The sequence below is a fragment of the Collinsella aerofaciens genome, assembly GCF_018785245.1.
GTDB classification, from domain to species: Bacteria; Actinomycetota; Coriobacteriia; order Coriobacteriales; family Coriobacteriaceae; genus Collinsella; species Collinsella aerofaciens_AD.
In genome coordinates, this window is the sequence record NZ_WQPL01000012.1 from 1 (window position 1) to 19,676 (window position 19,676).

Consider the following 19,676-nt stretch of genomic DNA (forward strand, 5'->3'; position numbering starts at 1 on the left):
GTCGCATTTGAGACAAGGTGACGTGAAACGAAAGGGCGCTGACCTTCTGGTCGCGCCCTTGAAGTTGAACGTCAGATTGTACAGGTGCGGCCCGCGCAACGTCGGTCGGTTACGGCGTTTGGTAAAACCGCGTAACTCTAAATACGCTCCGCGATTTCGTGGATGAGGTAGTCGGTCTTTTCCCAGCCCAGGCACGGGTCGGTGATCGACTTGCCAAAGACGCCGCCGTCGACCGGCTGATCGCCGTCCTCCAGGTAGGACTCGATCATAAAGCCCTTGACTAGCTTAGAGATGGACTCATTGCGGCGGCAGCTGTCGAGCACCTCCTTGCAAATACGATACTGCTCCAGCGGACGTTTGCCCGAGTTGTCGTGGTTGCAGTCGATGACCGCTGCCGGGTTGGCATAGCCGGCATGCTCGGTATAGCGCTCGGCCAGGCGCTCCAGGTGCTCGTAGTGGTAATTGGGGTAGGTACGACCGTCGAGACCGATGTAGCCACGCATGACGGCGTGTGCGAGCGGATTGCCGTCGCATTCAACCTCCCAGTTGCGGAAGATAAAGCTCTGATGTGCCTGGGCGGCGTAGATGGAGTTGAGCATGACGGTGGTGGAACCGGCGGTGGGGTTCTTCATGCCCACAGGCACCGAAATGCCGCTCGACACCAGGCGATGCTCCTGGTTTTCGACCGAGCGCGCGCCTACGGCAACGTAGCTCAGTAGGTCGACGAGGTACTGGTAGTTGGACGGATAGAGCATCTCATCGGCGGTAAAGAAGCCAGTCTCCTCGATGACGCGCAGGTGCATATGGCGGATGGCCTTGACGCCCTCGAGCAGGTCGTCGGGAGCCTCGGGGTTGGGGTTGTGCAGCAGGCCCTTGTAGCCGGTGCCCTTGGTGCGCGGCTTGTTGGTGTAGACGCGCGGAATGATGATGAGCTTGTCCTTGACCTCTTCGGCGGTCTTGGCCAGTCGGTTCATATACTCGAGCACCGAATCCTCGCGGTCGGCAGAGCACGGGCCGATGATGAGCACCTTACGTGCGTCCTCGCCGGTAAAGACTTTGGCGACCTCGGCGTCAAATGCCTGCTTTTTGGCGGTAAGCTCGGCAGAAAGTGGCATTTCCTTGCGGATCTCCATGGGGATCGGCAGCCTGCGTTTGAATTCCATGGCCATAGGGGTCTCCTCAATCTATAGAAAGAGCAATAAGCGTATTGTCGAATGCTCGGCATTATCCGCTGTCGCACGCTAAAGTGCAAGCCCTTGTCACCCCGAAACCTACCAAAAAGAGACAGGTTTATTTTGGCAGGTTTTATCTGGGCAAACGTCGGCGAATGCCGGGAGGGAGCGGCGCCGCGCGGGACCCTAAGGCTGTTGTCAGTTCCCCAGGAAATACCCTGTGGGCAAAAAATGCCAAATATGAGTACGGTTGCTATCTTAGTATCATATTGCCTTCGCAAAATAATAGACATAACAGCAAAATATGTTTATTAACGCAAACACATATAAGTCCGCTATAGGGCTGTTTGATCAATTTAGGGACGCGTGTAAGCCGTGAAAACGGCATTTGGGGCTGTTTTGGCTGTTACTAAAAAGGTAACAGTACTCATATTTGCCCTTTTTTGCCCACGGGGTCTGGAAAGCGCCGTCAATGAGGTCTCAGGGAAGGCGTTTCGAGGCTCGAAGGACACAAAACGGGGGCGCAGGTTGTCCTGCGCCCCCGTTTTCTGGGCATTGCTGTTGTTTGCCGCCGGTTGTTACGCCGCCTCGTCGAACTGCGAGTTGTACAGGTCGGCGTAGAAGCCGCCCTGGGCGAGCAGCTCGTCGTGCGTGCCCTTTTCGACGATGTCGCCGTCGCGAATTACCAAGATCACGTCGGCGTTGCGGATCGTGGACAGGCGGTGCGCGATGACAAAGCTGGTACGGCCCTGCATCAGCGCATCCATGGCGCGCTGAATAAGCTCCTCGGTACGGGTATCGACGTTGGAAGTCGCCTCGTCCAGAATCAGCGCCGGGCGGTCGGCCAAAATGGCGCGGGCGATGGTCACGAGTTGGCGCTGGCCCTGCGACAGGTTAGTGCCCTCCTCGTTGATCATGAAATCGTAGCCGCCGGCGAGCGTATGGATAAAGTGGTCGCAACGCGCGGCACGCGCGGCGGCCTCGACCTCGGCATCGCTCGCGTCGGGGCGTCCGTAGCGGATGTTCTCGCGGATGGTGCCGTTAAACAGCCAGGTATCCTGCAGCACCATGGCAAACTCGCCGCGCAGCGCCGCGCGGTCCCAGTCGCGCACGTCGATGCCCTCGACGCGCAGCGAGCCGCCGTCCACGTCGTAAAAGCGCTGCAGCAGCTTGATGAGCGTGGTCTTGCCGGCGCCGGTGGGGCCGACGATGGCGATGGTCTGGCCGGGCTGCGCCTCGCAGCTAAAGTCGTGGATGATGGTCTTGTCGGGCGTGTAGCCAAACTTGACATGGTCAAACTCCACGTGGCCGGGGCGCTTCTCGGGAATCTGCGCGTCGGCTTTCTGCTCCTCCTCGGGCGCGGCCAGGAACTCAAAGACGCGCTCGGTGGCGGCGGCCATCGACTGCATCGTGTTGCTCACGTTGCCCAGCTGCTGTACGGGCTGCGTAAAGTTGCGAACGTACTGGATAAAGCTCTGGATGTCGCCGGGCGTGGCATTGCCGGTCAGCGCGAGCTGCGCGCCCACCACGACGACGCCCACATAGCCCATGTTGCCCACCAGGCTCATAAGCGGCATCATCAGGCCCGACAGGAACTGCGAGCGCCAGCCGCTAATAAAGAGGCGGTCGTTTTGACGGTCGAACTCCTCGATTGAGGCCTCGGCGCGGTCGAACACTTGAATGACGTTCTGGCCGGCAAAGTCCTCCTCGATGATGCCGTTGACGGTGCCCAGGACCTGCTGCTGCTCGCGGAAGTACGGCTGCGAGAAGTGAATCATCACCATCAAGATAATTGCGGCTGCCGGTAGCGTGAGCACGGTGACGCCGGTGAGCGGCAGGCTGATCGAGAGCATCATGATGAGCACGCCGATAATCTGCGTGACCGACGTGATAAGCTGCGTCACGCTCTGGTTGAGCGACTGACCCAGCGTATCGACGTCGTTGGTGATGCGGCTGAGCACATCGCCCTTGCTGTGGCCGTTGAAGTAACTCATCGGAACGACAGCGATCTTGGCGGCGATCTCCTTGCGCATGCGATAGCAGATCTTTTGCGTGACGCCGGTCATGAGCCAGCCTTGGATCAGGCTGCAGACAGAGCTCGCCAGATACAGGCAGAGCAAAAAGCCGAGCGTCTTGGCGATCCAGTCAAAGTCAACGTCGCCGGTGCCGTTGACCTTGGCGACCAGGCCTTCGAACAGCTTGGTCGTAACCTGGCCGAGCACCTTGGGTCCCACAATGTTAAAGATGACCGAGCACACGGCAAAGGCGACGGCGGCAAACACGGCAATCTTGTGCTGGCCGATATAGCCGAGCAGCTGCCTCATGGTGCCCTTAAAGTCCTTGGCCTTTTCGCCACGACGCATGCCACCCATGCGGCCCATGGGACCACGCTGGCGGGTGGGTTTGGGAATCTGAGTCTTGGTCTCGTCTGCCATTAGCGCTCGCCTCCTTCCGTGACGGCTGCAATTTCTTCTTGGGTAAGCCCCAGCTCCTCGGCAGAAAGCTGCGACTGTGCGATCTCCAGGTACGCCGGGCAGCTGCGCAGCAGCTCCTCGTGCGTGCCGGTGCCCACCACGTGGCCGTCGTCGAGCACGATGATCTGGTCGGCGTGCATGATGGTCGCGATGCGCTGGGCCACGACCACGAGCGCGGCGTCGGTAACGTTTTTGGCCAGCTCTTCGCGCAGACGTGCGTCGGTCTTGTAGTCGAGGGCGCTAAACGAGTCATCGAACACCGCGACCTCGGGCTTTTTGGCCAGGGCGCGGGCGATGGCCAGGCGCTGGCGCTGACCGCCCGAAACATTGGAGCCGCCCTGGCTGATGGGGGAGTCGTAGCCGCCCTCGCGCTCGGCGATAAAGTCCTCGGCCTGTGAGATGCGCGCGGCTTGGCGCATGTCATCATCGCTTACCATGTCGCCCGCAAACTTGAGGTTGCTCTCAACGGTGCCCGAGAACAGACGACCCTGCTGCGGAATATAACCGATGCGGCGGCGCAGCTCGGAAAGGGTCATGTCGCGCACGTCGATGCCGTCGAGCGAAATGCTGCCGCCCGTGACGTCGTACAAGCGTGGAATCAGCTGCACGAGCGTGGACTTGCCCGAGCCCGTGGAGCCAATGATGCCGAGCATCTGACCGGCATGCGTGGTGAAATTCACGCCGCTGATGACATCGGCGCGGGCATCGGGGTACTGGAAGCTCACGTCGCGGAAGGTGAGCTCACCGCGCGGCGAGCTGGCCGCGGGCAGTTTGGGCGAGGCAGGGTCGTTGATGCTCGTGGGGCAGGTGATGACCTCATCTACGCGCTCGGCTGCGACCTCGGCACGGGGCAGGATGACCGAAACCATGGTGAGGATCATAAACGCCATGACGATCTGCATGGTGTAGGAGATAAACGCCATCATGTTGCCGACCTGCATCACGCCGTCGGACACGCCCTGCGCGCCAAACCAGACGATAAGCACGGTGATGCAGTTCATGACGAGCATCATGAGCGGCATCATAAAGCTCATGGCTCGGTTGGTGTAGAGCTGCGTGGTCATCAGGTCGAGCGACGCCTTGTCAAAACGTTCGAGCTCATGTTCCTCGCGGTTGAACGAGCGGATGGGCATAAGGCCGTCGAGCAGCTCGCGGGCGGTAAGGTTCACGCGGTCAACAAAGCTTTGCATCTTTTTGAACTTGGGCATGGTGAGGCCCATAAGCACGCCGACGACGGCCGAGACCGCGATGATGGCAACGGCGATGGTCCACTCCAGGCCGGTATGGTTGGCCAGGACGCGCATGACGGCGACGATGCCCATGACGGGGGCCATCAGACACATGCGGATAAACAGAGTTGCGGCCATCTGGATCTGCTGAATGTCGTTGGTGCAGCGGGTGATGAGCGAGGCCTGGCTAAACTTGCCCACCTCGGCCGGCGAGAAGTGCATAACCTTGTTGAAGGTCTCGCGGCGCAGGTCGCGGGCGATGGAGCAGGCGGTGCGCGAAGCCACGGCACCGGTCAGGATGGTGGCGACGAGCGACACGAGGCACAGTCCAAACATCGTGGTCGCCATGCGGCTCAGGTAGGCGTTCTGCACGTCGGCGGGGTCGATGCCCTGCGCCTTGTACTCGTCCTGTACATAGCTCACGGCGCGCTGGGTGACGATGGAGCCCGACATGGAGCCCATTTTGTCCGCCATTTGGTTGGCGCCCTCGACGAGCTTGCTTTGGTCTACCAGACCGCCCTCGACACCCAGGCGCAGGCTCTTCATAGTGATCTTACCGCCGTCGGCATCAATCTGCTTTTGCATGTTCTGCGCCGCCGCGGCCTTCTGCTGCATCTCGGCGAGCTGCTCGGGCGTCATCGCTGCCATTTGCTCGGGGGTGGGCATGGCCTGGGCAGCGTTGTCGTCTTTCTCGCTGGACGAGCCCATCATGTCGCCCATGGAGTTGGCGTCGATGCCCTGGTTGAGCGAAAGGACAACAGTCTCGGGCAGGCTCATAATGTCGGCAATCTTGCCTCCATCGGCACGCTCTTCCTCGGTGCCCTCGTACGTTCGAATGTCGTTTTTGTCAGCCTTGCTAAACACGGCCTCCACAGCCTTGGCGTCCTTGGCGCTCATAAAGAGTTCGAGGTCGTCGAGCGATTCGGCGCGGATGGTGTCGGGTACGGGCGACGCGATGCCGCCTTGCTGCACACCCACGTCGACGATGTCGCTCATATAGGTAGGCAGCGCCAGATCGGCGTTGCAGCTGATTACGATAAGTACGATAGCTGCGAACAGTGCCAGGATATGTTTTTTAAAGAGCTTGAGAATCCTCACTCGGCATCTCTCCTTTCTTGATTGCGGTCGATAATTTCGTTGGCACGTCTAAGAAGGCGCACCATCTCTTGGGTATCTGTTTCGCCAAGCTGCTCGAGGAAGGCCGCGGTGCGGTCCTCGAATTCCCGACGTTTGATTTCGATAACCTGGAATCCTTTGTCGGTCACCGTGACGTGTACGCGACGACGGTCGGTCTTTGAGTGCTCGCGCTCGACCCAGCCCTTGGCCTCGAGGGCGCGCAGGATATTGGCGATGCGGGCGCTCGAGACCCAGGCGCGATCAGCGAGTTCGCTCGGCGTGAGCGAGCCGCCGGCGCGCATGAGGGCGCGCATGACGGCCATCTCGCCACCCAGAGCCTGGTCGGCAAAGCGCGAAACGCGCTGGTGCATGCTGCCAAACTCGGTAAAGAGCTGACGCCCAAGCTCATGGAAATCGGTATCTTCCACCGAAAACCCCTAACACTAGAAACTATTTTCGGTGGAAGATGATACCCCCATACGCGGGCCTCATACAGTAGGCAATATTAAGAGCTCATTAAGACTTAAAATCATTCAATTGCTAAAGCGTTTCAAAGAACTATCATGCCCGCGGTTAGGCGAGGGGTTGTCACCACCATGACGACTGGGACTCATATAATCGCCACGTGCGATGCTCCAACTTCCCGCAAGGAGACACCTTACATAAAGGGGGATGGAGTCATGGCATTTGACTTCACGGGCAAGACCGCGATTGTCACGGGCGGCACTCAGGGCATTGGCCTCGAGATCGCCAAGGGCATCGTCGCGGGCGGCGGACATGTCGCGCTCATCGCAAGGAACGCTGCTAAGGGCGAGGCCGCTGTGGCCGAGCTTGGCGAGGGCAACAAGTTCTATCAGCTCGATGTCGCCGATGCGCCCAAGGCGCGCGAGACCGTCGAGCAGATTTTTACGGACCTGCCGCAAACCAACATCCTGATCAACTGCGCTGGCGTCATCAGCACCAAGAAGTTCGACGAGATCGATGACACCGAGTGGCGCCGCACCATCGACATCAACCTCAACGGTACCTTTACCATGATGAACGCCGTCTACCCGCACTTTAAGGCGGCCCATGCCGGCACTATCGTCAACGTGAGTTCCGTTGCGGGCAAGATCGGTGGCGGCCTGCTCGGCACCGCGGCTTACGCGAGCTCCAAAGCAGGCGTTAACGGTCTGACCAAGGCAGTCGCCAAGGAAGGCGGCAAGTTTGGCGTTCGCTGCAACGCCGTGTGCCCGTCGCTCACGTTGACCGATATGACCTCGATTCTCTCTGACGAGAACTCTCAGCGCATCATCAACGGTATTCCTCTGGGCCGCGCCGCCCAGGCCAGCGAGCCTGCGCAGATGGTGCTGTTCTTCGCTTCCGACCTCGCCAGCTTCGTGAACGGCGAGATTGGTGACTGCGACGGCGGCATCGTCCTGGACGGGTAATACCCCGCGGTGATCGTTTGGCGGCGACCCTGGCGACTCGGGGTTGTCGCCTTCTTTCTGACATAGGCGCGTGCGGCTACGATTCGCATGCATCCAAAGGAGATATATATGAGTGAATCGACTGCGGTGGAGGCGCCGGCGGCAAAGGAGCCGTTCTTTAAGATGTCCTCCATCCCGGGCGCCAATATCTTGGTGCCGCTTCTGTTGGGCTGCCTGCTCAACACGCTATTCCCCGACCTGTTTAAAACGCTCGGTAGCTTTACGCTTGGCATGACCCAGCAGGGCGCAGGCCCGCTCGTGGGCGCTTTTTTGCTCATCGTCGGTACGACGATTTCGTTTAAGAGTGCTCCTGCCGCCGCTGCACGCGGCGCCATCATCATCGCCGTCAAGCAGATCGTGGTCGTTGCCGTGTCGCTGCTCATCCTTTATGTGTTCAACGACAACCTGTTTGGCATCTCGGCCATGGTGATGCTGGCCGCTTGCACGGGTGCCAACAACGCTATGTACGCTGGACTGATGGGCACCATGGGCAACGAGGCCGAGCGTGGCGCCGTCGCCATCACCACGCTCGTTGTCGGCCCTCCGGTCACGATGATCGTGCTCGGCGCCGCCGGTCAGGCTCCGATTGGCTGGTCGCTCGTGGGCGCCATCCTGCCGATCGTTGTCGGCATTATTCTAGGTAACCTGTTCCCCAGCTTTAAGAAGATGATGGCACCGGCACTTTCCGCCGTCATCGTGCTCGTCTTCTTTGCCATGGGCTCGACCATGACCTTTGGCCAGCTCATTAATGGCGGTCTTCCCGGTATTCTGCTCGGCGTGATCTGCTCGGTGGTCTTTGCAATTCCCGTTATCGCGGTCGATAAGCTCACGGGCGGTACGGGTGTCGCAGGTGCGGCCATTTCGAGCTGCGCCGGAGCCAATGTGGCCACGCCTGCTGCCATGGCAAGCGTCAACGAGGCCTTGTACGGTGGCGCCGTGCTCGCGACGGCTACGGCACAGGTTGCCGCCTGCGCAATCGTGACGGCTATTTTGACCCCGCTGGTCACCAGCTGGTGCTACAAGCATTTTGAGGGCCAGCAGAGCAACGGCAAGGCAACGACCGACAAGGCCGCCTCAGCCGCCTAATGCCAAACGGCAATCAAAGCTAAAAACTAGCTACGCCACAGGGCGGCCACGGGGGATCCCGTGGCCGCCCTGCAGTTTCTGTAGGGTCTCTGGGACACTTTACCCTGCTAAAGCTGGCATAACAGCTAGAGCGAACGTCGTACAAAGGCAAGGAAAAATAACATACAAATCGGTGAACGGTAGCTGTCCGCGCTCGCATTTCCTGCGGGTTTGTAAAAAACGCCCTTATGATATAAAAAAAGAAACATATAACAGCCCAGATGGAGAGGGTCGCTATGTTATCCTTCTCAAACGGGTGAAATCTTGGGTTTTGGGTTGTAGTTCCAAGGTGGACAAACGTTTTTCTCTGCACCAACGTGTGGTGAAGAACGGAAGAAGCCGGTAGTGCAAGCCGAACATTCAAGAATTCAATAAGCAGCGGTGTGAGAGAGCGCCGCATAACACGTAACTAGGAGCGTGGTTACACAATGCAGGAGGCATGGGAAGGCTTCAAGGAAGGCATTTGGACGGGAGAGGTTGACGTCCGAGACTTCATCCAGAAGAACTACACCCCCTACGAGGGCGACGAGTCGTTCCTCGTCGGCCCGACCGAGCGTACCAAGGAGCTGTGGGGCGAGGTTCTCGACCTGCTGCTTAAGGAGCGCGAGCAGGGCGGTGTCCTCGATATGGACACCAAGACCGTTACGGGTATCGTGAGCCACCCCGCTGGCTACATCGATAACGCCCACCGCGAGAAGGAGACCATCGTCGGTCTCCAGACCGACAAGCCGCTCAAGCGCGCGCTGCACGTCAACGGCGGTATCCGCATCGCTTGCCAGGCTGCCAGCCAGCACGGCTATAAGGTCGACGAGAACGTTGTCGAGCGCTACACCTTCGAGCGTAAGACCCACAACGCTGGCGTCTTCGATGTTTACACCCCCGAGATGCGTGCTTGCCGCTCGGCTCACATCATCACCGGTCTGCCCGATGGCTATGGCCGCGGCCGTATCATCGGCGACTACCGTCGTGTTGCCCTGTACGGCGTCGACTACCTGATCAAGGACAAGGAGGCCCAGAAGGCTTCCACCCCGACGGTCATGACCGCCGACAACATCCGCGACCGCGAGGAGCTGCAGGAGCAGATCCGCGCCCTCGGCGAGCTCAAGATGATGGCCGAGACCTATGGTTTCGATATTTCCAACCCTGCCACCAACACGCAGGAGGCCATCCAGTGGATGTACTTCGCCTACCTTGCTGCCGTTAAGGAGCAGAACGGTGCCGCTATGTCCATCGGCCGTACCTCTACGTTCATCGACATCTACGCTGAGCGCGACCTTGCCAACGGTACCTTCACCGAGGAGCAGATCCAGGAGTTCGTGGATCACTTCATCATGAAGCTCCGCATGGTCAAGTTTGCCCGTACCCCCGAGTACCAGGCCCTGTTCACCGGCGATCCGCAGTGGGTCACCGAGTCCATCGGCGGCATGGGTGTTGACGGCCGTACGCTCGTTACCAAGATGAGCTACCGCTACCTGCACACGCTCGAGAACATGGGCACCAGCCCCGAGCCCAACATGACCGTTCTGTGGTCGACCCGTCTGCCCGAGAACTTCAAGAAGTTCTGCGCCAAGACTTCTGTCGCCAGCTCCTCGATTCAGTACGAGAACGACGACCTCATGCGTGTCTATCATGGCGACGACTACGGTATTGCCTGCTGCGTGTCCTCCATGCGCATCGGCAAGGAGATGCAGTTCTTCGGCGCCCGCGCCAACCTGGCCAAGTGCCTGCTGTACGCACTCAACGGCGGTGTTGACGAGGTCTCCAAGAAGCAGGTCGGTCCCAAGTATCGCGCCGTCGAGGGCGATACGCTCGATTACGACGACGTTGTGGCCAAGTACAACGACATGATGAAGTGGCTCGCTGGCGTGTACGTCAACTCGCTGAACATCATTCACTACATGCACGACAAGTACTGCTACGAGCGCATTCAGATGGCTCTGCACGACAAGCACGTGCACCGCTGGTTCGCTACGGGCATCGCTGGCCTTTCCGTCGTGGCTGACTCCCTGTCCGCCATCAAGTACGCCAAGGTCCACCCCGTCCGTGATGAGAACGGCATCATCGTCGACTTCGAGACCGAGGGCGAGTTCCCCAAGTACGGTAACGACGACGACCGCGTCGACCAGATCGCTCACGACGTTGTGCACCAGTTCATGGAGTACATCCGCATGAACGACACCTATCGCAACTCCGTGCCCACGACCTCGGTTCTGACCATTACCTCCAATGTCGTGTACGGTAAGAAGACCGGCTCCACGCCCGACGGCCGCAAGGCTGGCCAGCCGTTCGCCCCGGGTGCTAACCCCATGCACAAGCGCGATAGCCACGGCGCCATCGCTTCGCTGTCTTCGGTTTCCAAGCTCCCGTTCCGCGATGCTCAGGACGGCATCTCCAACACCTTCTCCATCATCCCGAGTGCGCTCGGCAAGGAGGATCAGGTGTTCTTTGGCGATATCGACCTTGATCAGCTGGGCGAGTAACTATTGTTAGTGCTATACTAACAATAACGATTACTGATTAGTGCGCCGGTTTCGGCCGGCGCCTATCGATCGAAGGAGACACATTATGAAGGTTTCTGAAGTTTCCGAGACTCAGGCCGATAACCTGGTCCACATGCTCGACGCTTACGCCGAGAAGGGTGGCCACCACCTGAACATCAACGTCTTCAACCGTGAGACGCTGCTCGACGCTCAGGCTCACCCCGAGAAGTATCCGCAGCTGACCATCCGCGTTTCCGGCTACGCCGTGAACTTCCACACGCTCACCAAGGAGCAGCAGGACGAGGTCATTGCGCGTACCTTCCACAACAAGTTCTAAAGGGTTCAACTCCTGTAGGATTACTGGGGCCGGTTTTGGGTTATTTCCCAAAACGTCCTCGGACATGCAAAGAGGCTCCGCTGCGCGCGTTGCGCGGTGGAGCCTCTTTGCGTCCTGCGGAATGTTTTGGGAGATAGCCCAAACAGCCCCGGCGGGGGTCCTGTGTAGTCACCCTTTAGGCGGAACTCTCCTAATTATTTGGATGAGTCGTTTACTTACTTGTACTGTTACCGTCTTCCCGCTCTTGTTGGGGTATGCTTTGTTCGTATGTAAACGTATGACATGTTGATGGGGGAGGGTGCTATGGCTCGCGAGGGCGCTCGTTCTAAGGATTCGGCTAAGCCTGGCATCAAGGAAGTTGCAGCGGTGGCGGGGGTTTCGCCTACTACGGTATCTCGCGTGCTTAATAATCGCGGCTATATTAGCCAAGAGACCCGCGATAAGGTCCATGCCGCGATGAAGCGCATCAACTATACGCCCAACGATATCGCCCGTGCCATGCTCAACGGTCGCCTGAATCTTATCGGTATGATCGTCCCCTATGTCAGCAGTCCGTTTCATGCCCAAGTGGTTCAAGTCATTGAGCATACCCTGGCCGAAAACGGTTTTAAGATGCTGCTGTGCAATAGCGCCAATCGACCCGAGCTTGAGCGCTCTTATATCGACATGCTTCGACGCAATATGGTTGATGGCGTCATCGTCAACTCGCTTAATATCGGTGCCGAGGCGTATGCCGAGATGGGCTTGAGTCTGGTTGGTATCGACTGCGACCTTGGCGAGGCCTCTGTTCAGATTGCGAGCGACAGCTATGGCATCGGCGAACTTGCCACGCGTCGCCTGATTGATGACGGGTGTTCGCGCATCTTGTGCCTGCGCAACAATAGCCGCATGCGCATGCCTGCCAATAAGCGTACCGATGCCTACCACGATGTTGTGGAGCAGGCCGGTTTGCCCGCGCTTGTCCGTGAGGTCGAGTTCGTTAAGTCCGATGACGAAAAGAGTGCGGTCGTTGCGAAGATCCTCGATGAGAACCCCGATATTGACGGCATCTTTGCGGGAGACGACACGATGGCGGCTATCTGTCTTAACGTGATGAAGCAGCGCGGCTTGAGCGCTCCGGACGATATTAAGGTCGTGGGCGCGGATGGCGCCCGCCGCACTATGACGTTTATGCCTGACTTAACAACCGTTCGTCAAGATATCGATCGCATCGGAGAGCTCGCGGCGCAATCCATCATCGCTCTTGTTAACGGTGAAAAGCCCGAATCGAATACCAAGCTCCCCGTTGAACTCATTGAGGGCAAAACCGCGTAGTTCATCCCGTGCCAAAAGAATTCCTCAAACGCCTCTGATGACCGTTCGCCGGCATATGTCAACCGTTTGCCGACGACTGGAACTGCGAAAAGACGTATTGGTGTGAAAACGTTTGACATATGAAAACGATTGACATATCTTGCAGTTGTACCGAGTTAGTATCACGTGGGAAGGAAGTCTCGGATGCACAAGGTGTATTACCAGCCTGAGGGAATTTGGGTGGGCGACATCATGCCGTACGGCGAGGACGGCACGTTCTATCTCTATCATCAGCGTGACACGCGAAACCCCGGACCTTTCGGAGAGCCGTTTGGCTGGGCACTCGCGACAACCAAGGACTTCGTCAATTACAAAGACTTTGGCGAGAGCCTTGAGCGTGGCGGCGACGAGGAAGTCGACCAGTATGTTTATGCCGGCACGGTGTTTAAGGTGGGCGACAAGTACCATGCGCTCTACACTGGTTGCAATCGCGATAAGGTCAAGGCACGCTTGATGAAGCAGGTTCTTCTTCACGCAACGAGTGACGACGCCGTCAAGTGGGAGAAGAACATCGCCGAGACGCTGCTTCCGCCCCAGGAAGGTTACGATGACCGCAACTGGCGCGATCCCTTTGTGCTTTGGGATGAGGAGAACGAAGAGTACATGCTCATCCTCGGCACGCGCGTGGGCGAGGACAAGCGTCTGATGACCGGGCGTCTGGTCAAGTTCACCTCCAAGGACCTGGATACCTGGGAGTTCCAGGGCGACTGGTGGAATCCGGGCCTTTACACCATGTTCGAGATGCCTGATCTCTTTAAGATGGGCGACTGGTGGTATCTGGTGTTCTCCGAGTACAGTGATGGCAACAAGACCCGTTACCGCATGTCTCGCTCCATCAACGGTCCTTGGATCACTCCTGCTGACGATTCATTCGATGGCCGCGCGTACTATGCCGCGCGTACCGCATTTGATGGCGAGCGCCGCGTTCTCTTTGGTTGGGTTCCTACGCGTGACGAGGGTGGCGATCCCAGCTCTTACCTGTGGGGTGGCACCTTTATGCCTCTCGAGATCGTTCAGCGTGCCGACGGAACGCTCGGCACCAAGCTCCCTGACAGCATGCTTGGCGCCTTTGGCGAGGCTAAGGCAGTCGAGGCCTTTGAGCTTTCCTGCGAGTCGGGCAAGGTCGAGCAGGTGCTCGCCGCGGATGCCGGTTCCACCTATATGCTCGATGCCGACATCGAGCTCGCCGGTGACGCTGCCGGCTTCTCGGTGAAGCTTGCCGAGGACGCCGAGTCCGGTCTTGCCTATGAGTTCCGCGCCAACCTGCGTGAGGGCAAGCTCGAGTTTACGGCGGCCCCCCAGTATCCGTGGTTCCAGGTCAACAACATGGGCCTCGAGCGTCCGTTGTTCTTTAAGGGCGAGGGCACTCATCATGTGCGCCTGGTCGTTGACGACGATATCGCGACCATCTTTGTCGATGATGTTGCGCTTAACGCGCGCTTCTGCAATAAGCAGGGCCAGGGTGTGGCACTGACGGTCACCGACGGTACGCTCAAGTGCGCAAATGCAACGATCGCGTCTCTGTAATGGCATCAAAACGTTTTATGATTTCGTAAGGGAATGGAGAGGAACATGGACTACAAAGTAGTGTCTCAGCAAGTCGTCGATAACGTCGGCGGTCTGGAGAACATCGAGGGCGCCACGCATTGCGTTACGCGTCTGCGTCTGGTGCTCAAGGATACGAGCAAGTACAACAAGGCCGAGCTCGAGAACATCGATGGCGTCAAGGGCGTGCTGTACAACAGCGGCCAGCTCATGATCATCTTCGGTACCGGTACCGTCAACAAGGTCTACGATGAGTTTATGGCTCTGACGGGCGTTAAGGAGATCAGCGCTTCCGAGGTCAAGGGCGCCGAGGCGGACAAGAAGGGCAAGTTCTTCTCGGTCCTCAAGGTATTCTCGGATATCTTTATCCCCATCATTCCCGCTTTCGTCGGCGCTGCTATCATCATCGGCCTTAAGTCGCTGATCGTTGCCAACGGCCTCTTTGGCATGGAGGGCAGCCTTGCCGACCACAGCGAGTTCCTCAAGAACCTCGCAAGCTTCTTTGCCATTATCGCCACCACGTTTGACTACCTGCCTGTCCTGGTTATGTACAGCGCGGTGAAGCGTTTTGGCGGTAACCCGATTCTGGGCATCCTCGTCGGTATCGTCATGGTTCACCCGAGCCTTATGAACCGCAACACGTTCGTTATGGATCCGACGGGTGCTGAGTACTGGAACTTTGGTCCGCTCTCCATTCCCATGGTTGCTTTCCAGGGCGGCGTGTTCCCTGCAATCCTGACTGCCTGGTTTATGGCCAAGGTCGAAAAGATTGCCCAGAAGCAAATCCCCGAGGTCGTCTCGTTCGTCTTTGTCCCGACCGTTACCCTGATTCTTGCTAACGTCGCCCTGTTCACCGTGTTCGGCCCGCTCGGCAACCTGATCGGCGACGTCCTCGCCGGTGTAATCGATATCCTGTACAACAGGATGGGCGTCTTCGGTGCCTTTGTCTTTGCCGCATTCCTGCAGCCGCTCGTCGTTACCGGTACGCATCAGTTCATCCAGGGTATCGAGGCAAACCTCGTCGCCACGACTGGCTTCAACTACATCCAGGCCATCTGGTCGGTTTCCATCATCGCCCAGGGCGGCGGCGCCATCGGCATGTACCTCATTCACAAGAAGCATTCCAAAGAGCGCAACATCTGCATGTCGTCCTTTATCCCGACGCTGGTCGGTATCTCCGAGCCCGCAATCTTTGCTGCAAACATGCGCTACTCGATCATCCCGTTCATCTGCGCTTGCATCGGTGCAGGCTGCGGCGGTGCCTTCGTGAAGCTCTTTGAGGTGCGCGCCATCGGTCAGGGTCTGACCGGCGTGCTTGGCCTGCTCATCGTCACGCCCGAGACGCTCGTGTGGTATGTGGCTGGCAATCTCATCGCCTTTATCGTGCCGATCGTCTTGATCTTTGCCTACAACAAGGCAAAGGGCGTGCCGACCACTGATGAAGAGGGCGCTGGTGCTGGCTTTGATGTCAGCTTCTAGTTGAGCCGTTCAGCGTAATCTGAGGATAAGTCCATTTGGGGAAGGGCGTTCGACTCGTGTGAGTCGAGCGTCCTTCCCCATAGACGAGAAAGTCAACGGCGATGTTTAATCAAAAAAATAAGGTGACACGCGCGGACTATGAGCAGTGGCGTGCCGGACAGGATGAGACGGCGGGTCGCATCGCGTCCGACCCCGATAGGCTCCTGTTCCATGTGGAGCCTGAGCTTGGCTGGCTCAACGACCCCAACGGTTTGGTGCAGATCGGTGATACGTATCACATCTATCACCAATACGATCCATTCGATGCTGCGCATGGCGGTCCAGTGCTTTGGAATCATCTGACAACAAAGGATTTTGTGACGTACGAGAATCGCGGCCCTGTGCTGTTCCCCGATTCCGATTTGGATTCGAGCGGAGCGTATTCTGGTTCTGCCTTTGTACACGACGGCAAGATTCACTACTTCTATACCGGCAACGTCAAGCATTTTGACCGCGATGATTACGACTACGTGTTGACGGGCCGTGAGCAAAACCAGATTCATGTGGTTGCCGAGAACCCCGACGAATTGGGCGAGAAGCGCATAGCTGTTGGGCCGGTCGATTGCCCCGACGATATCGGTACGCACGTGCGCGATCCCAAAATCCTTGAACACGATGGTATCTACTACATGGTTCTGGGCGCTCGTACGAAAGACGACCGCGGCTGCGTGCTTGTCTATACCTCGAGCAATCTAGAGGACTGGAGCTATGCGACGCGCATTGAGTTGGGCGAGAAGTTTGGCTTTATGTGGGAGTGCCCCGATCTGTTTGAGCTCGATGGTGAGCTTATTCTCGTTTGCTGTCCGCAGGGTGTGTCCGCCGATGGTTGGCGTTACCGCAATCCGCACCAGTGCGTGTGGTTTCCCATCGAGGCCGATTGGGAGGCGCCGAGTTTTAAGATCGCCGGGCAGGGCATGCCCCCGATGGTCGATGCCGGCTTTGATTTCTACGCACCGCAGTCTTTTGAGGATGCTGCGGGTCGGCGTTTGATGATCGGGTGGTCGGGTTGCCCCGATGCGACGGCAAAAAGCCCGACGGTGGCACGCGGGTGGCAGTGCGCGTTGACGGTGCCGAGAAAACTGAGCATGCGCGATGGTAAGCTCTGTCAGCAGCCGGTGCACGAGATTGAGAGGATGCGCGGCGACTGCGTTCGTACCGTAGGCGGAGGGACCGTTGAGGAGCCGGGCCGCCTGTTTGATCTTGTGGTTTCCTGTGAGGGCGCCCAGGTGATCGAGCTCGAAATCCGCAAGGGTGTCTTTGTGCGCTATGCAGACGGGATGCTTACCCTCGACATGGGTGACGAAGGCTATGGGCGCGACCAGAGGTCGATCGAGCTCAGCGAGCTTCGCGACCTGCGCGTGCTTTCGGACACTACGATGGTCGAGATTTTTGCAAATGGCGGCGAGGCAGCACTTACGAGCCGGACCTATTCGCCGGCGGTTCCGGCGATGGAGCTGCACGCCGAGGGTGCGGTATCGATGAATTTCTACCGCCTCGTGCATTAACCGTGCATGGAGTACGATTGGACTTGCTGGGCGGAATGTGTCGCAGTTACCGCGGCCAGCTACCGTTTATCGCGTATAGCTACCGTTTGCGGAATAAGTAACACTCCTTAATAAACCGTGTAGAATCTCAAGCAAGCACGGAGTTTTCCAGGGAGACGCTGTCCTTTGTTGTGTGCAAGGGGCGGCGTCTCTTTGGCGCTTGAGGGCAGTTCTGCAGCAGGATGGTGGACGTGCGTCACATATTAAAAAGCCAATGTCGAGATGGGTCGTGATAAGAATGGGCAAGTACGTAATCGTGGTTGAATCTGGTTCGGATGTGACGCCAGAGCTCTGCGAACGCTACGGCATCGTGCGCGTGCCTATGCATGTCACGATTGGTGACGAGACCGTCGAGGACGGCTCGATCGATCCGCTCGAGATTTATTCGCGCTGCAACGAGTTTGGCGTGATGCCAAAGACCAGTGGCTGCGCACCGGCAGATTTCTCTCGCGTGTACGATCGCATTCACGCCGAGCAGCCCGACGCGACCATTTTGCATCTTGCATATTCCGAGGCCACGACCTGCTCGCATCAGTCCTCAAAGATTGCGGCCCAGGGGCGCGACTACGTGTTCTCCATGGACACGCGCTTTGTCTCGGTGGGCCAGTCGCTCGTTGTCGTCGAGACTGCCAAATACATTGAGGCTCACCCCGATGCCACCGTTGACGATATTTTCGCCTTCACCAATTCGGTGATGGACCGCGTGCTGTTGGGCTTTGTTCCTACCGACCTCGCCTTCCTTAAGGCCGGCGGTCGCTTATCCAACGTCGCGTTCCTAGGCGCCCATCTGCTCAAGATTAAGCCCTGCATCGAGGTGACGGGCGGTAAGTTCGTAGCGACCAAGAAGTTCCGCGGTTCTATGCTCAAGTGCGCCCGTGCCTTTCTTGACCACATGGTAGCGAAGGGCGAGATCGACTACTCACATATTGGCCTGGCGTATTCGGTGGGTCTTTCCGAGGAGTTGCGCGACGACATGGAAGTCTATGCGCACGATCTGGGCTTTAAGGAGGTTACCTGGACTCAGGTCGGCGGCGTCATCTCGAGCCACTGCGGCCCGACCGCCTTCGGTGCGGTGCTCACGCTTAAGGCGTAAAGGCCTGACGTCTATCGATATCTATTGCCACAGCGGCGGGCGGGTTGCGACAACCTTCCCGCCGCTCTTGCGTAGGGCCAAATAGGGCAACCCAATTGACCGCTAAACCGTTTCGCCATCATGCGTATGGGCTAGAATGACTCTGGTATTTATGTAGCTAAAACCAATGAGAGGCAAGGTAGCGGGAATGGCTGAGATGACGCTTGAGGGTGTGGACGCTCGTCCTGGGGATTCCGCATTTGCCCTAGGCCGTGTGCATTCGATTGAGACGATGGGAACGGTCGATGGTCCCGGCATTCGCTTTGTGGTGTTTGTCCAGGGCTGTCCTATGCGCTGTGCGTATTGTCACAATCCCGATACCTGGTCTGTTAACGGCGGCACGATGGTGACCGTCGAGCATCTGATGGACGAGTTCCAGAGCAACCATGAGTTCTATCGCAGTGGCGGCATTACCGTTTCGGGCGGTGAACCGCTCCTGCAACCCGAGTTTTTGGCCGACCTGTTCCGCGCGATGCACAACAACCCCGATGGTCGCGTGCATACCTGCCTTGACAGCTGTGGCTATGCGTTTGATCCCAAGCATCCGGAGAAGTTCGATGCCGTACTCAACGAGACCGACATGGTGCTGCTCGACATTAAACACGCCGATCCCGTCGAGCATAAAAAGTTGACCGGATGCGATCCTGCACGCATCCTGGCGTTTGGCGATGAGCTCGCGCGTCGCAAGATCAAGGTCGTTATTCGCCACGTGGTGGTGCCGGGCATTACCGACACGGTGGAGGAGTGCGAGGCGCTCGGCCGCCTGATTGCCCCGTGGCATAACGTGGTCGGCCTGGAGATGCTGCCGTATCACACGATGGGTGTCGTCAAGTACGAGCAACTGGGCATTCCCTATAAGCTCGAGGGCGTGCCCCAGATGGATACCGCGCGCATGCCCGAGCTGCGCAACGCCGTCATGACGGGCATGAAAAAGCGCCGCGCGGAACTCAAAAACGCCATCGGCTAGCGAGCCATTTTCGCTCCCCAAGGGCACTCATTGGGGACAGACTTAAATGAGCGCCCCTGGGCACCAAGTTGATTGCCAAAGAGCCCCGTCCCAAAAAGACTGGTCAAGGTTGCGGTGAGATGCGCAACAGAATCGTGCCATTTGGATAAATACGCTTGTGGTTTCTTTAAAGACACCTTAAACGCCGCTGAATATCTTTGGAAAGAAATGCCTGC

Annotated in this window: 14 protein-coding genes; 10 read left to right on the top strand and 4 right to left on the bottom strand. The window is 58.2% G+C overall.

Annotated elements, in window-relative coordinates; genetic code table 11:
• Positions 1 to 137 precede the first annotated feature (137 nt).
• From GPK39_RS02495 to GPK39_RS02510, 4 genes are all read right to left on the bottom strand, one after another.
• Positions 138 to 1,169: a 3-deoxy-7-phosphoheptulonate synthase gene (locus GPK39_RS02495; RefSeq protein WP_252204576.1), complete on the bottom strand. Its 1,032-nt coding sequence runs from the start codon at positions 1,167 to 1,169 to the stop codon at positions 138 to 140.
• Between the two features lie 581 nt (positions 1,170 to 1,750).
• Entirely contained in the window at positions 1,751 to 3,607 is a 1,857-nt protein-coding gene (locus GPK39_RS02500) for an ABC transporter ATP-binding protein (RefSeq protein WP_215673653.1), read from the bottom strand.
• On the bottom strand, positions 3,607 to 5,973 hold the full coding sequence (locus GPK39_RS02505; protein WP_215673654.1) for an ABC transporter ATP-binding protein: 2,367 nt from the start codon (positions 5,971 to 5,973) through the stop codon (positions 3,607 to 3,609). Before GPK39_RS02505 ends, GPK39_RS02500 begins: the two co-directional genes overlap by 1 nt.
• The gene (locus tag GPK39_RS02510) at positions 5,970 to 6,419 is read right to left on the bottom strand and encodes a MarR family winged helix-turn-helix transcriptional regulator (RefSeq protein WP_050766108.1); all 450 of its coding nucleotides are present in this window, start codon (positions 6,417 to 6,419) and stop codon (positions 5,970 to 5,972) included. Before GPK39_RS02510 ends, GPK39_RS02505 begins: the two co-directional genes overlap by 4 nt.
• 252 nt (positions 6,420 to 6,671) lie before the next feature.
• On the opposite strand from GPK39_RS02510, the gene GPK39_RS02515 reads away from it, so the two are divergent.
• The 10 genes from GPK39_RS02515 to pflA all read left to right on the top strand — a co-directional run bounded on the left by GPK39_RS02515 (position 6,672) and on the right by pflA (position 19,461).
• Positions 6,672 to 7,421 (top strand): SDR family NAD(P)-dependent oxidoreductase, encoded by a 750-nt coding sequence (locus GPK39_RS02515; protein WP_006234857.1) that lies wholly within the window; start codon positions 6,672 to 6,674, stop codon positions 7,419 to 7,421.
• A gap of 108 nt (positions 7,422 to 7,529) precedes the next feature.
• Positions 7,530 to 8,546 (top strand): 2-keto-3-deoxygluconate permease, encoded by a 1,017-nt coding sequence (locus GPK39_RS02520; protein ID WP_195240566.1) that lies wholly within the window; start codon positions 7,530 to 7,532, stop codon positions 8,544 to 8,546.
• Positions 8,547 to 9,013: 467 nt separating this feature from the next.
• Complete coding sequence (pflB, locus tag GPK39_RS02525; RefSeq protein WP_035137643.1) at positions 9,014 to 11,065, top strand: formate C-acetyltransferase; 2,052 nt, start codon at positions 9,014 to 9,016, stop codon at positions 11,063 to 11,065.
• A gap of 85 nt (positions 11,066 to 11,150) precedes the next feature.
• Complete coding sequence (gene grcA3 / locus GPK39_RS02530; RefSeq protein ID WP_117746636.1) at positions 11,151 to 11,402, top strand: autonomous glycyl radical cofactor GrcA3; 252 nt, start codon at positions 11,151 to 11,153, stop codon at positions 11,400 to 11,402.
• 303 nt (positions 11,403 to 11,705) lie between these two features.
• Positions 11,706 to 12,716: a LacI family DNA-binding transcriptional regulator gene (locus GPK39_RS02535; RefSeq protein ID WP_252204578.1), complete on the top strand. Its 1,011-nt coding sequence runs from the start codon at positions 11,706 to 11,708 to the stop codon at positions 12,714 to 12,716.
• Positions 12,717 to 12,899: 183 nt separating this feature from the next.
• Positions 12,900 to 14,282, top strand: a complete 1,383-nt coding sequence (locus tag GPK39_RS02540) for a family 43 glycosylhydrolase (RefSeq protein WP_117743236.1) — start codon at positions 12,900 to 12,902, stop codon at positions 14,280 to 14,282.
• A gap of 45 nt (positions 14,283 to 14,327) precedes the next feature.
• On the top strand, positions 14,328 to 15,779 hold the full coding sequence (locus GPK39_RS02545) for a PTS transporter subunit EIIC (protein WP_252204580.1): 1,452 nt from the start codon (positions 14,328 to 14,330) through the stop codon (positions 15,777 to 15,779).
• Positions 15,780 to 15,880: 101 nt separating this feature from the next.
• Positions 15,881 to 17,323 carry a glycoside hydrolase family 32 protein gene (locus tag GPK39_RS02550; protein ID WP_215673658.1) on the top strand — a complete coding sequence of 481 codons (1,443 nt, stop codon included), beginning with the start codon at positions 15,881 to 15,883 and terminating at the stop codon, positions 17,321 to 17,323.
• A 277-nt stretch (positions 17,324 to 17,600) separates the two neighbouring features.
• Positions 17,601 to 18,455 (top strand): DegV family protein, encoded by an 855-nt coding sequence (locus GPK39_RS02555; RefSeq protein ID WP_252204582.1) that lies wholly within the window; start codon positions 17,601 to 17,603, stop codon positions 18,453 to 18,455.
• Between the two features lie 187 nt (positions 18,456 to 18,642).
• Positions 18,643 to 19,461 carry a pyruvate formate-lyase-activating protein gene (pflA, locus tag GPK39_RS02560; protein ID WP_215673660.1) on the top strand — a complete coding sequence of 273 codons (819 nt, stop codon included), beginning with the start codon at positions 18,643 to 18,645 and terminating at the stop codon, positions 19,459 to 19,461.
• Positions 19,462 to 19,676 lie beyond the last annotated feature (215 nt).

Bases quoted from the DNA above. Each gene is read 5' to 3' on its own strand.
- GPK39_RS02495 (WP_252204576.1), bottom strand. From the start codon at position 1,169: ATGGCCATGGAATTCAAACGCAGGCTGCCGATCCCCATGGAGATCCGC.
- GPK39_RS02500 (WP_215673653.1), bottom strand. From the start codon at position 3,607: ATGGCAGACGAGACCAAGACTCAGATTCCCAAACCCACCCGCCAGCGT.
- GPK39_RS02515 (WP_006234857.1), top strand. From the start codon at position 6,672: ATGGCATTTGACTTCACGGGCAAGACCGCGATTGTCACGGGCGGCACT.
- GPK39_RS02520 (WP_195240566.1), top strand. From the start codon at position 7,530: ATGAGTGAATCGACTGCGGTGGAGGCGCCGGCGGCAAAGGAGCCGTTC.
- pflB (WP_035137643.1), top strand. From the start codon at position 9,014: ATGCAGGAGGCATGGGAAGGCTTCAAGGAAGGCATTTGGACGGGAGAG.
- grcA3 (WP_117746636.1), top strand. From the start codon at position 11,151: ATGAAGGTTTCTGAAGTTTCCGAGACTCAGGCCGATAACCTGGTCCAC.
- GPK39_RS02535 (WP_252204578.1), top strand. From the start codon at position 11,706: ATGGCTCGCGAGGGCGCTCGTTCTAAGGATTCGGCTAAGCCTGGCATC.
- GPK39_RS02540 (WP_117743236.1), top strand. From the start codon at position 12,900: ATGCACAAGGTGTATTACCAGCCTGAGGGAATTTGGGTGGGCGACATC.
- GPK39_RS02545 (WP_252204580.1), top strand. From the start codon at position 14,328: ATGGACTACAAAGTAGTGTCTCAGCAAGTCGTCGATAACGTCGGCGGT.
- GPK39_RS02550 (WP_215673658.1), top strand. From the start codon at position 15,881: ATGTTTAATCAAAAAAATAAGGTGACACGCGCGGACTATGAGCAGTGG.
- GPK39_RS02555 (WP_252204582.1), top strand. From the start codon at position 17,601: ATGGGCAAGTACGTAATCGTGGTTGAATCTGGTTCGGATGTGACGCCA.
- pflA (WP_215673660.1), top strand. From the start codon at position 18,643: ATGGCTGAGATGACGCTTGAGGGTGTGGACGCTCGTCCTGGGGATTCC.